Source organism: Synechococcus sp. MW101C3, from assembly GCF_002252635.1.
Classification (GTDB): domain Bacteria; phylum Cyanobacteriota; class Cyanobacteriia; order PCC-6307; family Cyanobiaceae; genus MW101C3.
This window is the reverse complement of record NZ_NQKX01000006.1, coordinates 77,515-90,002: the sequence shown is the minus strand read 5'-3', so window position 1 is coordinate 90,002 and position 12,488 is coordinate 77,515. Positions and strand designations below refer to the sequence as shown.

The window sequence follows — 12,488 nt, the reverse complement described above, 5'->3', positions numbered from 1 at the left end:
GGGCCAGCTTGTCAGAGCTGGCCGTTGCTGTCCTGGTCGATCAGGGCGTCGAGGGTAACGGCCGAGCGCACCAGGGCCTGGTAGCGGGCCACCACCCGCCGGTTGCGCTCCAGCCACTGGCCGGCTTCGCCCGGGTTGCCGCTGAGGGCGGCTCCATCGCCGTCGAGCAGCTCCAGATCCCCCTGCTGCGCCAGCAGGGCCAGCACCAGTTCGTGGATCCGCTGGCGACGGCTGCGGATCGCGGCATCGGGCGGCTCGGCCATGGCGGAACGGGGGGGCGGTCATCATGGCCGGATTCCCTCGCCGCCCTGCCGGCATGAGCAGCGACCCGCAGGCCGGCCGGCGGCAGCAAGGCCCGCCCTTGCAGGTGATCGGCACCGACGCGGGCGGCCTCGCCTCCCTGTCCGCGGCGGCGCTGGAGCTGGTGCGGGGGGCGTCCCTGCTGGCGGCACCGTCCCGGCAGCATTCCGGCCTTGAGGCCCAGCTGGCCGCCTGGGCAGCGCAGGCGGCTGCGGCCACTGAAACTGTCGAGGCCGTCGAGCCCAGTGAGGCCATCGAGGCCACCACCCGCCCCGCCCTCGCCTGGAAGCCCCCACGTCTGCTGGCCAGCGACAAGCCCGAGCCGCTGCTCGCGGCCCTGCAGCAGGCCCTTGCCGCTGGCGAGTCGGTGGTACTGCTGGCCAGCGGCGATCCGCTCTGGTTCGGCATCGGCCGGTTGCTGCTGCAGCACATTCCGCCGGAGCGCCTGCGCTTCCATCCGGCGCCCACCAGCCTGCAGCTGGCCTTCGCGCGCCTGGGCCGCCCCTGGCAGGACGCCGGCTGGGTGAGCCTGCATGGTCGCGAGACGGAACCCCTGGCCCAGCGGCTGCAGCAGCGACCGGCGGCGCTGGCGGTGCTCACCGACCCCTCGCGTGGCGGTGCCGAGGAGGTGCGCCACCTCCTGCGGGCCAGTGGCCTGGAGGCCGCCTACAGCCTGTGGCTGGCCGAGCGGCTGGGACATCCGCAGGAGCGGCTGATGCGGCTGGCTCCCACCGCACCCCTGCCCAGTGATCTCGATCCGCTGCACCTGGTGCTGCTGATCGCCGAGCCCCCGGCCGCTCCCGAACCGGCCGGCCTGCCCCTGTTCGGCCTCGACGACGGCCTCTGGCTGCAGCATCCCGATCGGCCCGGTCTGATGACCAAGCGGGAGGTACGGATCCAGCTGCTGGCTGACCTGGAGCTGCCGGCCAAGGGCGTGCTCTGGGATCTGGGCGCCGGGGTGGGCTCGATCGGCCTGGAGGCCCTGCGCCTGCGGCCCCAGTTGCAGCTGTGGACGGTGGAGCGGCGCGGCGGCTCCGCGGCGCTGATCCAGGCCAATGCCGAGCGGCTGGGGGTGCGGCCCGCCGGGGTGCTGGAGCTGGAGGCGCTGGCAGCCTGCGCCCCTGGCGAGCACCCGTCCCCCCTGCCCGACCCCGACCGCGTGTTGATCGGCGGTGGCGGCCACGGCCGCGCCGCACTGCTGGCGGCCGTGCTGCAACGCCTGCGTCCCGGCGGTGTGGTGGTGATTCCGCTGGCCACCGTGGAGGCGCTGGCGGAGCTGCGGCCAGTGCTGGAGCGGGGCCAGCTGGAGGTGGGCGTGAGCCAGCACCAGGCCTGGCGCGGTGCGCCCCTGGCCGACGGCACCCGCCTCGCGCCGCTCAACCCGGTGCTGGTGCTGAAAGGGCGCCGCTCAGTGGCCGGGGCCTGAGCGCGGCGGTACGGCCTGCAGGCGGCGGCTCCAGGCAAGGGCGGTCGGCAGGGCTGTCAGCGGCAACGGGCCCACTTCCGCCAATCCAATCCTGCGCATCCGCTGAGCTGCTTGCCCCAGCTTTCCCTGATGTAGCCGCTCTGTGCTTAGCGCTCGGTACGCACTGTTCAGCGCTCAGCGTTCAGCGTTCAGCGACGAAGCGCTCCGTGCTCAGAGAATCGGTGCTCAGAGATCAGTGCTTCCTGTTTTCCGTCTGTGGTTGGCCACGCACCGATCAGCGGCCAGCTCCCCTGCCGGGGAGCCAGCGCAGGGGTGCCGGGCTGCCCACCACGATCCCGAGCCGCTGGGCTTCGTGAGCCTGGAGCTCCACCACCCCATCGGCGGGTTCCGCCGGCCCGTAGCTGGGGCATGGCAGGCGTGGACAGGGCGGCACGGCTGGATCGATGGCGATCACCCGCCCCTGGCGCAGGTAGATCAGGTCGAGTGGCTGGGGAACACGGTGCATCCAGAAGCTCACAGGTGTGGGCGGATCAAAGCGAAACCACATGCCCCGCAACGGGCCGAGCGGGGGCCGCTCCATCAACCCCAGGGCCATCTGGCGCACGCTGCGCGGCACCTCCAGCTGAATGCAGCCAGCAGGCCTGGCGGGATGCTCCAGACACCATTCCGCTTCCAGCGGCAGAAACTGCGGGGGCCCCTGCGCAGTGGAGGCCGCGCCGGCCGCAGCGGCCCCTATGGCCCCAACCGGCCCGACCACCGCCGCCAGCACGCCCAGCCCCATCACCCGGAGCAAGTCCCCCCGCCCGACTACTCGTACGGGACCACTGAGGGCCGGCAAGGCTGCGGGCCTCTGACCGCTGGTGCGCAGGGGGGTGGGTGTCATGGCGCCGGCTTGCCGCTGGGAAGCTGACGATCGCAGAGGCAGTAGCCCCGCCCCCGCACCGTATGGATCAAGCGGCGCTCACCACCCTCCTCCAGCTTCTGGCGCAGGTAGCGCACATACACCTCCACCACGTTGCTGGCAGCTTCGGTCTGGTCGTCCCAGGCTTCCCGCAGGATCTGCTCGCGGCTCAGCACCTCGCCCGCCTGGCGCACCAGCAGCACCAGCAGCCGGTATTCACGGCCCGTGAGGGTGAGCACGCGGTTGCCGCGCTGGACGCGTTTGAGGGTGGGGTCGAGCCGCAGATCGGCTACCTCCAGCACGGCCTTGATCGGCAGGGGTTGCACGCGCCGCTGCAGGATCAGCCGCAGCCGCGTCAGCAGATCGCTGGCACCGGCCGACGACAGCCAGAAATCATTGGCACCGGCGCTGAGGCACTCGGAGCGGCCCTCCACGCTGTCCTCGACGATGTCGAGCAGCAGGGGCACCTGCTCCATCGTGAGCCGCAGGGCAGGAATGCTGAGAGCGCCGATCTCCCCCGACAGCAGCACCGCGGCGGCGGGCTCGGGCAGGGAGCCCGCCAGGGCGGTGCGGTAACCGGAGGCTTCCAGCCGCGGCGCCATCGCTTCGGCCTCCGGGCCGATCAGCAGGATCAACGGCTGGCTCACGCCCGCTCATCCCCGGTCTCCGGGCGCGGGCCGCCGCCGCCGTGCTCATGGCTGTCGGGTTTGGCCACATGGGGCAGGCCCCAGCCCAGCTTGTTGCGCAGCACCTGGAAGAACTCGTGGTCGTGCAGCCGCACGAAGCGGGCCGTATGTTCACTGCGGCGGATCAGCACCCGGTCTTCCGGCCACACGTAGCAGCCGGCACTGCCGTCCACCACCATCATCAGCCGCTCGGGCGTTGCGGGGAACACGGTCACTGGCTCCCGGTCGCTGAAGACCAGGGCGCGGGACGCCAATGAATGGGGCGCGATCGGGGTGAGCTGCAGCACCGGGCAGTCGGGGGTGATCACCGGACCGCCGGCGGAGAGGGCATAGGCGGTGGAGCCCGTGGGGGTCGAGAGAATCACCCCGTCGGCGGAGATGTCTACCGGCACGTGGCGGCCGATGGCGATCTCGAAGTGGCACATGCTGGTGAGCGGCTCCCGGTGCAGGGCCATTTCGTTGAGGCAGAGCACCTCCCAGCGGCGATGCTCCCCCCGCATCACACTCACCACCAGCATGGTGCGCTCCTCCACCGTCCAGTTGCCCTGCAGCAGCTGGTCGATGGCGGCATCGAGCTCGTTGAGGTAGGCCTCGGCCAGGAAGCCCATGTGGCCGGTGTTGATCGTCAGGATCGGCACCCCGATCGGGGCCGTCTGGCGGGCGGCGGAGAGCACGGTGCCATCCCCGCCGAGCACCACCGCCAGTTCCATTGCCCCATGAAAACTGGACGGCACGCAGGCGGCGTAGCCGAGGCTGCGCAGGTGCGTGTCGGGGTTGGCGAAGCCCACCATGCCGCCGGAACTGCTCACCCGCACCACGCTGTTGCCGGCGGCGATGAAGCGCGCCTCAATCGCATCGGCGGTGCGGACGGCCACAGCCTTGCCGTCGTTGACGATCAGTCCGACGCAGGGCACCGATCGCGCGCAGGGGTTTCGAGAGTTTATGAGGGGGGTCCGGCTCTCAGTGGTGGTGCTGGTGTGGGGATCCTGGCGGGCGCTCCGCAGGGTCAGAACTGTTCGAGGAAGCGCAGATCGCTGGTGTAGAGGCGGCGGATGTCATCGATGCCGTGGCGCACCATGCAGAAGCGCTCCACCCCCAGTCCGGCGGCGAAGCCACTCCAGCGCTCGGGGTCCAGTCCCAGCCCCTCCAGCACCGCCGGATCAACCATCCCGCAGCCCATCACCTCCAGCCAGCGGCCGCGCCACTGCACGTCCACCTCGGCGGAGGGTTCGGTGAAGGGGAAGTAGCTGGCGCGGAACCGCACCGGCAGGTCGCCGAAGAAGGCCTGCAGAAAGGTGGTGACCGTGCCGCGCAGGTGGCTGAAATCCAGCCCTTCGTCGATCGCCAGCACCTCCACCTGGTGAAACACCGGCGAATGGGTGGCATCCACTGCATCCCGTCGGTACACGCGCCCCGGCGCCACGATCCGCACCGGCGGTGGGTTCTGCTCCAGATGGCGGATCTGCACCGGTGAGGTGTGGGTGCGCAGCAGGGTGCTGGCCGTCAGATAAAAGGTGTCCTGCATGTCCCGCGCCGGGTGGTGGGGCGGGATGTTGAGCGCGGTGAAGTTGTAGTGGTCGGTCTCCACCTCCGGGCCTTCCTCCACCCGGTAGCCGAGACCGGCGAAGATGTCGACGATCTCCTCGGTGGTGGTGATCAGTGGATGGCGGTGGCCGGCGGGCACGTAGCGGCTCGGTGCGGTCACATCGAGGCTCTCGCCGCGCAACTTCTCGGCCATGGCGGCCTCGCGCAGCGCCTCCAGCCGCTCGCCCAGCAGGGCCTGCAGTTGCTCCTTGAGCCGGTTGGCCCGTTGTCCCACCAGCGGCCGCTCCTCGGCCGAGAGCTTGCCCATGGCACCCAGCACCGCCGAAAGCCGCCCCTTCTTGCCCAGCAGCGCCACCCGCAACTGCTCCAGGTCGGCGGCGGCGGGAGCTGCCCGCACCTCGGCGGCCGCTTCTGCCTCAAGGGCATCGAGTTGATCGGTGAGCTGCTGGAGGGTGATCGTGGCGCTCACGGAGGGGTGGCGTAGCGGCTCGACTGTACGGATCCGGGCCGCCTAGGTTGCCGCCAGGCTGGATCCCTCCACCTCTGCCGCCGCTGTGCTCGCGCCGATGCATCCCCTCCGCATCCTGATCAGCAACGACGACGGGGTGTTCGCCGAGGGCATCCGTACCCTGGCGAATGCCGCCGCCGCCCGGGGGCATCGGGTCACGGTGGTCTGCCCCGACCAGGAACGCTCCGCCACCGGCCACGGCCTCACGCTGCAGACCCCGCTGCGGGCGGAACGGGCCGATGCCCTGTTCGCCGAAGGGGTGGTGGCCTGGGCCTGCAGCGGCACCCCTTCCGATTGCGTGAAGCTGGCCCTGGGCCGCCTGTTGGCGGAACCGCCCGATCTGGTGCTCTCCGGCATCAACCACGGCCCCAACCTGGGCAGCGATGTCTTCTATTCCGGCACGGTGTCGGCGGCGATGGAGGGAACCCTGGAGGGCCTCAAGGCGCTGGCGGTGAGCAGCGCCTGCTTCGACTGGCGCGAGTTCGGCCCGGCGGCCGGGCTGGCGCTGGAGGTGGCCGAGCAGATGCTCGCCGGTGGCTGGCCCGAAGGCCTGCTGCTGAACCTGAACGTGCCGGCCCAGCCCGCCGCTGCGATCGGCCCGGTGCGCTGGTGCCGCCCGGCGGTGCGCCGCTACGTGGATCAGTTCGATTGCCGCACCGATCCCCGCGGCCGCACCTATTACTGGCTCGCTGGTGAGGTGGTCAACGATCTGGAGGCGGCCACCGCCGGCCCGCGCGACTGGCCCACGGATGTGGAGCAGGTGCACAGCGGTGGTGCGGCACTCACGCCGCTGCAGCCGGAACTGTTCTGGCGCGGGGCGCTGTCGCAGCTGGCGGCACTCGATCCCCTGCTGGTGCGGGGGTCCCTTTCAGCCGGGCCGCTCTGACGGCAGCGGCCTGTAGACCCGCTGCAGCAGCCACAGGCTGAGCAGCAGGCCCACCAGATGGGCGAACAGCACCTGGGTGTTGCTCAGCACCGAGAGCATCTCGATCGAGGTGATCGGCAGACCCATCACGTTGCCGCCGGCCCCGCCGGGGGTCGTGATCTGGGCGCCGAAGAAGCCGGGCACCTGCATGGAGGCCTGCACGAACAGGCTGCCGGCCAGGGCCTGGTAGCCCACCGCCGCCAGGGTGAGGCCAAGCAGATCGCCCAGCACGCTGCGCTTGATCAGCCGGCCGGTTTCGCCGCGGCTGGGCCGCACCGGGCTGGCCAGGGCGCGGCCACAGCGCACCATCAGCCAGCCCTGCCAGAGGCTCCAGAGCAGCACGAAAAACGACAGCGTCGTGAGCGACAGCCCGGGGCCCAGCCCCAGGGCCCGCTGGGTGTTGGCCATCAGCCGGGTGCCGATGTTGTTGAAGATCAGCACCCCCACCACCACCACGGACAGCACCACCTGGGTCCAGAAACGGATCCAGGCCATGCGACGCACCGCCGCGGAAACCAGCTGGAGATCGAGGCGATCGGCCATCGGCGGCGCTTGCGTGGGGAAGGGCGAATGGCAACAAACTTGGCATGGCCGGCCACCCGTGCTGCGAGGCCCTGACCGCCGGGCCACAGCGCCCGGCGCCGCGTGGAAGGATGGACCCCCGCGGGAACCGTCTGGACAGTTGATACCGCTGCGATCTCCCCAGGATGCCCTGACCCCCACCGCCGTCGCCCTTGGGAGCTTCGACGGCCTGCACCAGGGTCACCAACGGGTCATTGCCTCGATCGCTGCCGCCCCCACCGCTGGCCTGGTGCCCACGGTGGTGAGCTTCTGGCCCCATCCCCGCGAGCTGCTGCATGGCGAGCCCCGCCTGCGCCTCGATCTGCCCAGCGAGCAGCTCTCGCTGCTTCAACCCTTCGGCATCCGCCAGCTGGTGATGGTGTCCTTCACCCGCGAGCTCGCCTGCTTCACACCGCAGGAGTTCGTCGAACGGGTTCTGGTGGGGGCGCTGCAGTGCCGTGAGGTGGCAGTGGGAGAGAATTTCCGCTTCGGCGTGAACCGCTGCGGTGATGCGGCTGCCCTCGTCGCGATCGGCGCCCAGCACGGCCTGAAGGTGTCGGTGCTGCCGATGCTGTGGGATGGCAGCGAGCGGGTGAGCAGCAGCCGCATCCGCAGGGCCCTGGCCGCTGGCCGGATCGATGAGGCCGGGCGGCTGCTGGAGCGTCCCTACCGGTTCAGCGGCACTGTGGGGCGTGGGCGCCGGCTGGGCCGCACGCTCGGCTGGCCCACGGCCAACCTGGCGGTGGACGGGCGCAAGTTCCTGCCGCTGGAGGGGGTGTATGCCGCCCTGGCCTGGACCCAGGGTGGCGGCCCTATGGCGGCGGTGATGAATCTGGGGCCGCAGCCCACGGTGGACCCACTGGCGCCCTCGGCGGTGGAGGTACACCTGCTGGATCGCCAGATCGAGCTGGAGGGGCGCGTGCTGGAGGTGCAGCCGCTGGCCTTGCTGCGTTGCCAGCAGCGGTTCGAGAGCCTGGAGGACCTAAAGGCCCAGATCGGCCGGGATGCCGAGCAGGCCCGCGCCTTGATGCCCGAGCGCATGCTTGAAGCGGCGGTGGCCAGCTCAGGCGGCGGGATAGGCGTTCGTGAGGCCCCAGCTGATGAAGGCCGCGATGCCGCCCAGCAGCAGAATCCCTGAAACCAGCACCCACATCGGGCTGTCGCCGCCGCCGGAATTCATGGGCTCTGGGAATGGTCCTCCACCCTAACGAGCCCATTCCGTCCCGTCCCCACATTCCCGCCGCGCCATCCCGGCGCGGTCCGCCCGCCTGCCACCTGGCTGGCTCACCTCCACGCCGTCTCATTGCTTCACTGGCCCGCCGCCACGCGGCCTCACCGTTGCCTGCCTCAACCCTTCCCCTGCTCCGATGGACATTCCTTTCTCTGCCTCCGGTCCACAGCTGGCGGAGCCGGCCGTGCTGCGCCTGCTGGACGCCAACCTCGACCGGGCCCGGGAGGGGCTGCGGGTGATCGAAGACTGGTGCCGCTTCGGCCTCGGCCGCGACGACCTGGTGGCCCGCAGCAAGGACATGCGCCAGCGTCTCGGCCGGCGCCATCAGGACATTTATAAGCAGGCGCGCCACAGCGCCACCGATCCGGCGGCGGGCCTGGCCCATCCGGCCCAGCAGCAGCGGCTTGGCTCCGCGGCAGTGCTGGGGGCCAATGCCGCCCGGGTGCAGGAAGCCCTGCGGGTGCTCGAGGAATTCGGCCGCAGCAGCGATCCGGAGCTGGCGGCGGAGGCCTCAGCGCTGCGCTATCTCGCCTACGACCTGGAAGTGGCCGTGCTGCAGGCCACGGCGGGCCTGGGCCACCGGCGCCAGCAGCTGGCCTCCTGCCGGCTGTATCTGATCACCAGCCCCTGCCAGACCCTTGAAGCTCTCGAAACCACGGTGGCGGCGGCCCTGGAGGCGGGGGTCCGTCTGGTGCAGTACCGGGCCAAGCAGGCCGACGACAGCCAGCGCTTCGCCGAAGCCACCGCCCTGCGCCGGCTCTGCGCCCGCCATGGTGCCCTGTTCCTGGTGAACGACCGGGTGGATCTGGCCCTGGCGGTGGACGCCGATGGCGTGCACCTGGGCCAGGGGGATCTGCCGCCGGCGATCGCCCGTCGCCTGCTCGGGCCGGAGCGCTTGATCGGCCGCAGCACCCACTGCATCGAGCAGCTGCGCCAGGCCGTGACCGATGGCTGTGACTACGTGGGGGTGGGGCCCGTGCATGCCACGCCCACCAAGCCCGGCCGCGCGCCGGTGGGGTTCGCCTATCTCAGTGAGGCCGCGGCGGAGAGCCCGCTGCCCTTCTTCGCCATCGGCGGCATCGAGGCCGCCACGCTCGCGCCGGTGCTGGCGGCCGGCGCCCGGGGGGTGGCGGTGGTGCGCGCGATCATGGAGGCCGCCGATCCGGCGGCGGCCAGCCGCGAGCTGCTGGCCGCCCTGCCACCACTTCACTCAGCACCACTTCCCTCACCACCCCTGCCCTGAACTCCGTCGCCTCCACCACCTCTTCGCCCTTCCGCTGCCGTGACCCTCTCTCTGAAACTCAACGGTGAGGCCCGCCAGTGCCAGGCAGGTCTCAGCCTGCAGGAGGCGCTGAAGCACTTCGGCTACGAGCCCCGCCTGGTGGTGGTCGAGTTCAACGGCACGGTGCTGGCCCGGCGGCATTGGCCGGAGCAGCCCCTCAACGATGGCGACGTTCTGGAAGTCGTCACCATCGTGGGGGGTGGTTCCTAGATTCGAGCCATTCGCAGCGGCAACTGACGTGTCCTCTCCCCAAGCCACCGGCCGTGCCAGCGCGGGGCGCCTGCGCCTGTCGGCCTGGCTGGTGCTGCCGTTCCTGCTCAGCACCCTGGTGATGTTCGCTGCGCCGCAGCCGAGCCAGGCCGCCAGCGGTGGCCGCATCGGCGGCGGCAGTTTCCGTTCCGCCCCCTCCATGCCGCGTAACTTCAGCGGCGGTGGTGGCGGGAGCTTCGGGGGTGGCGGCTACCGGGGCGGCGGTGGCGGCTTCGGCGGCGGCATCGGCTTCCCCTTCCTGATCCCGATCTTCGGCTTCGGCGGCGGCGGCTTGTTCGGCTTCCTGGTCCTGATGGCGATCGTGGGCGTGATCGCCAACACCCTGCGCGGTGGAGGTGGCGGCGCGCTGACCGGCGGCAATGGCGGCGGGGCGATGGTCGCTCCCCGCGCGGACGGCCCCGTGGCAGTGGCGCAGCTGCAGATGGGCCTGCTCGCCACGGCCCGCGATCTGCAGAGCGATCTGCGCCGCCTGGCAGCACAGGCGGACACCGGCAGCAGCGCCGGCCTGCAGCGGGTGCTGCAGGAAACCACCCTCTCGTTGCTGCGCAACCCCGATCTCTGGGTGTACGCCAACGTGGAAGTGGGTCAGGTGCCCTTTCCCAGCGCCGAAACCACCTTCAACCGCCTCTCGATGACAGAGCGCAGCAAGCTGCGCCGCGAGGTCACCTCCAATGTGGGCGGCAAGCGCTTCCAGGATGCCGCCGCGCCGGTGGGCAACGCCGATGCCACCAGCGATTTCATCGCCATCACCCTGCTGGTGGCCAGCCGCGGCCGCATCCCGATCAAATCCGCCAGCACTGCCGACGACCTCCGCAACGCGCTTGGCGTGCTGGGAGCTGTGAGCTCCACTGATCTGCTGGCCCTCGAAGTGATCTGGCAGCCCGAAGGCGAGGGCGAAGTGCTCAGCACCGAGGAACTGCTTACCGCCTACCCACAGCTGCAGCACCTCTGAGCCTCAGCCACGGCTGCACGCGCCACACAGCCATAGCCGTTCAACCCCTGCAAAGGCCAAGCAACGGCTGCAGCCGCTCGATCCCATCAGTTGAAGAGGCTTTCGGCCACAGCCGCTTCAACTGCTTGAACTGGCAACCCGCTCAGTGATCGCCCTGTTCATTTGCGTTGAGGATGCGCAGAGCGGCCATGGCGGCGCCGTAGCCGTTGTCGATGTTCACCACGGCAAGCCCTGGCGCGCAGCTGGCGAGCATGCCGTGCAGCGCCGCCATGCCGCCGGCACTCACGCCGTAGCCCACCGACACCGGCACGGCGATCACCGGCTGGGGCAACAGCCCGGCCACCACGGTGGGCAGGGCCCCTTCCATGCCGGCGCACACGATCAACACGCGGGCACGCCGCAGCCGCTCCAGCTTGCCGAGCAGGCGCTGCAGTCCCGCCACGCCCACGTCCACCACCAGGTCGTGGGCAATGCCGTGGCAGCGCAGGGCCAGGCCCGCCTCCTGGGCCACGGCCAGATCGCTGCTGCCGGCGCACACCACCGCCACCGACGGCGTGGCAGCCACCGGCGGCTCGCTGCTGCCCTCCTGCAGGCCGAGCGTCAGGCAGCGGGCGATCGGGTGATAGGCCAGAGCCCGCTCTGCCGGTAGCGGCGGCAGCGCCTCTCGGCAGAGAACGGCAACAGCGGCAGCCTTCTCGTCACTCACGCGCGTCACCAGAACGGTCTGGGCGGTCTGGGCCAGCCGCAGCAGGATGGCGGCGATCTGTGTAGCGCTCTTGTCCTGGCCCCAGATCGCTTCCGTCATCCCCAGCCGCAGCGGACGCTCCAGATCGAGCTCGGCCACCCCAGCAATCAGGCCGGGCCCCGGGTTGTGCTGAGACGCGATCTCGGGGTCGTTGTGAGGAGGGATCGGCCCGGTGCCGAAGGTGTTCATGGTTGCGGCAGCAGTTCGGCGCTGCCCAGCAGCGCAAAGGGGTTGTCTGCGGTGGTGGGCAGAGCCAGACAGCGGCGTGCCTCCGCCTCGAAGCGTTGCTGGGGCTCCGCCAGGCTGGTTTCTGCAAGGCCATGCCAGTCGGACGCCCGCCGCCAGCGGATCAGCAGCACGCCTTCCGTGTCGCGGGCGTTCCAGAACAGCTCCCGGCCCGCGAAACCCTGCTGCCGCTCCAACCAGGGCCCCCACCCCACCGCTTCAGCCTGCAACCAGCAGTTGCGCTGCTCTGCCGGCACCCGCAACCGCAAGAGCTCGATGGCTCCAGCTCCGGCGCCCACGTCGGCCCTGGCTGCCACGTCTGCGCCAGCTTCCAGGCCTGAGCCGGCAGCGCCCGGCGCGGCAAGAGCCATGCCCGGTTGTAGCCCAGGCGCCACCAGCAGGGCCAGCCCCAGGCAGAGCGCCAGCCACCAACCCTTCATGGTTTCTGCAGCAGGGCGACGGCATGGCAGGCGATGCCCTCCTGACGGCCGGTAGGCCCCAGACCTTCGTTGGTGGTGGCTTTCACCCCCACCTGTTCCGGCTCCACCGCCAGCCGTGCGGCGATGGCGGCACGCATGGCCTCGATGTGGGGCTTGAGCTTGGGCTGCTCCGCCACCACCACCGCATCCACGTTCACCACCTGCCAGCCCTGCTCGCGCACCAGCTCCATCACCCGCTCAAGCAGCAGCAGGCTGTCGGCGCCTTTCCAGCGCGCGTCCTCCGGCGGGAAATGGCGGCCGATGTCGCCGAGGCTGAGGGCGCCCAGCAGGGCATCCATCAGCGCGTGCACCAGCACGTCGGCGTCGCTGTGGCCATCGAGGCCGAGCGGATGGTCGAGCCGGATGCCCCCGAGGATCAGGGGCCGTCCGCTTACCAGCCGGTGGATGTCGTAGCCGTTGCCGATGCGCAGCTGCATGCCGAAGCCGTGAGG

The 12,488-nt window shown here is 70.8% G+C and carries 15 protein-coding genes; 6 read left to right on the top strand and 9 right to left on the bottom strand.

What is annotated here, in order from left to right:
* Positions 1-11: 11 nt before the first annotated feature.
* Positions 12-263 (bottom strand): hypothetical protein, encoded by a 252-nt coding sequence (locus CJZ80_RS08735; protein ID WP_094512626.1) that lies wholly within the window; start codon positions 261-263, stop codon positions 12-14.
* 53 nt (positions 264-316) lie between these two features.
* Between CJZ80_RS08735 and cbiE the strand changes: the two genes are divergently transcribed.
* Positions 317-1,726, top strand: coding sequence for a precorrin-6y C5,15-methyltransferase (decarboxylating) subunit CbiE (gene cbiE, locus CJZ80_RS08730; protein ID WP_094512625.1), 1,410 nt, complete (start codon positions 317-319; stop codon positions 1,724-1,726).
* A gap of 274 nt (positions 1,727-2,000) precedes the next feature.
* Here the strand turns inward: cbiE and CJZ80_RS08725 are convergent, their stop codons facing one another.
* The 4 genes from CJZ80_RS08725 to pheS form a co-directional block, all read right to left on the bottom strand.
* On the bottom strand, positions 2,001-2,609 hold the full coding sequence (locus CJZ80_RS08725; protein ID WP_369803014.1) for a DUF192 domain-containing protein: 609 nt from the start codon (positions 2,607-2,609) through the stop codon (positions 2,001-2,003).
* The gene (locus tag CJZ80_RS08720; RefSeq protein WP_094512624.1) at positions 2,606-3,274 is read right to left on the bottom strand and encodes a response regulator transcription factor; all 669 of its coding nucleotides are present in this window, start codon (positions 3,272-3,274) and stop codon (positions 2,606-2,608) included. The genes CJZ80_RS08725 and CJZ80_RS08720 overlap by 4 nt, the downstream gene beginning before the upstream one ends.
* Positions 3,271-4,227 carry an NAD(+) kinase gene (locus CJZ80_RS08715; RefSeq protein WP_094512623.1) on the bottom strand — a complete coding sequence of 319 codons (957 nt, stop codon included), beginning with the start codon at positions 4,225-4,227 and terminating at the stop codon, positions 3,271-3,273. The genes CJZ80_RS08720 and CJZ80_RS08715 overlap by 4 nt, the downstream gene beginning before the upstream one ends.
* A gap of 92 nt (positions 4,228-4,319) precedes the next feature.
* Positions 4,320-5,327: a phenylalanine--tRNA ligase subunit alpha gene (gene pheS, locus CJZ80_RS08710; RefSeq protein WP_094512622.1), complete on the bottom strand. Its 1,008-nt coding sequence runs from the start codon at positions 5,325-5,327 to the stop codon at positions 4,320-4,322.
* A gap of 97 nt (positions 5,328-5,424) precedes the next feature.
* Between pheS and surE the strand changes: the two genes are divergently transcribed.
* Entirely contained in the window at positions 5,425-6,252 is an 828-nt protein-coding gene (gene surE / locus CJZ80_RS08705; protein WP_094512621.1) for a 5'/3'-nucleotidase SurE, read from the top strand.
* On the opposite strand, the gene CJZ80_RS08700 is transcribed toward surE, so the two are convergent.
* Complete coding sequence (locus CJZ80_RS08700; protein WP_094512620.1) at positions 6,235-6,834, bottom strand: DUF3611 family protein; 600 nt, start codon at positions 6,832-6,834, stop codon at positions 6,235-6,237. The genes surE and CJZ80_RS08700 overlap by 18 nt on opposite strands.
* A 139-nt stretch (positions 6,835-6,973) precedes the next feature.
* Here CJZ80_RS08700 and ribF point away from each other — a divergent pair, with 139 nt between their 5' ends.
* From ribF to CJZ80_RS08680, 4 genes are all read left to right on the top strand, one after another.
* A complete protein-coding gene (gene ribF / locus CJZ80_RS08695) occupies positions 6,974-7,990 on the top strand; it encodes a riboflavin biosynthesis protein RibF (RefSeq protein ID WP_094512619.1) in 1,017 nt (338 codons plus the stop codon).
* A 229-nt stretch (positions 7,991-8,219) separates the two neighbouring features.
* Entirely contained in the window at positions 8,220-9,326 is a 1,107-nt protein-coding gene (locus CJZ80_RS08690; protein WP_094512618.1) for a thiamine phosphate synthase, read from the top strand.
* 39 nt (positions 9,327-9,365) lie between these two features.
* Positions 9,366-9,575, top strand: a complete 210-nt coding sequence (gene thiS, locus CJZ80_RS08685; RefSeq protein WP_094512617.1) for a sulfur carrier protein ThiS — start codon at positions 9,366-9,368, stop codon at positions 9,573-9,575.
* A 28-nt stretch (positions 9,576-9,603) separates the two neighbouring features.
* Positions 9,604-10,587 carry a DUF1517 domain-containing protein gene (locus CJZ80_RS08680; protein WP_369803013.1) on the top strand — a complete coding sequence of 328 codons (984 nt, stop codon included), beginning with the start codon at positions 9,604-9,606 and terminating at the stop codon, positions 10,585-10,587.
* A 142-nt stretch (positions 10,588-10,729) separates the two neighbouring features.
* Here CJZ80_RS08680 and larB read toward each other — a convergent pair whose 3' ends face one another.
* From larB to ispF, 3 genes are read right to left on the bottom strand one after another with little or no spacing between them, the layout of a single operon-like run.
* Positions 10,730-11,521, bottom strand: a complete 792-nt coding sequence (gene larB, locus CJZ80_RS08675) for a nickel pincer cofactor biosynthesis protein LarB (protein WP_094512615.1) — start codon at positions 11,519-11,521, stop codon at positions 10,730-10,732.
* On the bottom strand, positions 11,518-11,997 hold the full coding sequence (locus CJZ80_RS08670) for a TIGR03792 family protein (protein ID WP_233132932.1): 480 nt from the start codon (positions 11,995-11,997) through the stop codon (positions 11,518-11,520). The genes larB and CJZ80_RS08670 overlap by 4 nt, the downstream gene beginning before the upstream one ends.
* Positions 11,994-12,473, bottom strand: a complete 480-nt coding sequence (gene ispF / locus CJZ80_RS08665; protein ID WP_094512614.1) for a 2-C-methyl-D-erythritol 2,4-cyclodiphosphate synthase — start codon at positions 12,471-12,473, stop codon at positions 11,994-11,996. The genes CJZ80_RS08670 and ispF overlap by 4 nt, the downstream gene beginning before the upstream one ends.
* Positions 12,474-12,488 lie beyond the last annotated feature (15 nt).

Excerpts from the sequence above, each read along its gene's own strand:
- ispF (WP_094512614.1), bottom strand. The coding sequence starts at position 12,473 with ATGCAGCTGCGCATCGGCAACGGCTACGACATCCACCGGCTGGTAAGC.
- larB (WP_094512615.1), bottom strand. The coding sequence starts at position 11,521 with ATGAACACCTTCGGCACCGGGCCGATCCCTCCTCACAACGACCCCGAG.
- surE (WP_094512621.1), top strand. The coding sequence starts at position 5,425 with ATGCATCCCCTCCGCATCCTGATCAGCAACGACGACGGGGTGTTCGCC.
- CJZ80_RS08735 (WP_094512626.1), bottom strand. The coding sequence starts at position 263 with ATGGCCGAGCCGCCCGATGCCGCGATCCGCAGCCGTCGCCAGCGGATC.
- cbiE (WP_094512625.1), top strand. The coding sequence starts at position 317 with ATGAGCAGCGACCCGCAGGCCGGCCGGCGGCAGCAAGGCCCGCCCTTG.
- CJZ80_RS08725 (WP_369803014.1), bottom strand. The coding sequence starts at position 2,609 with ATGACACCCACCCCCCTGCGCACCAGCGGTCAGAGGCCCGCAGCCTTG.
- CJZ80_RS08690 (WP_094512618.1), top strand. The coding sequence starts at position 8,220 with ATGGACATTCCTTTCTCTGCCTCCGGTCCACAGCTGGCGGAGCCGGCC.
- CJZ80_RS08670 (WP_233132932.1), bottom strand. The coding sequence starts at position 11,997 with ATGAAGGGTTGGTGGCTGGCGCTCTGCCTGGGGCTGGCCCTGCTGGTG.
- CJZ80_RS08700 (WP_094512620.1), bottom strand. The coding sequence starts at position 6,834 with ATGGCCGATCGCCTCGATCTCCAGCTGGTTTCCGCGGCGGTGCGTCGC.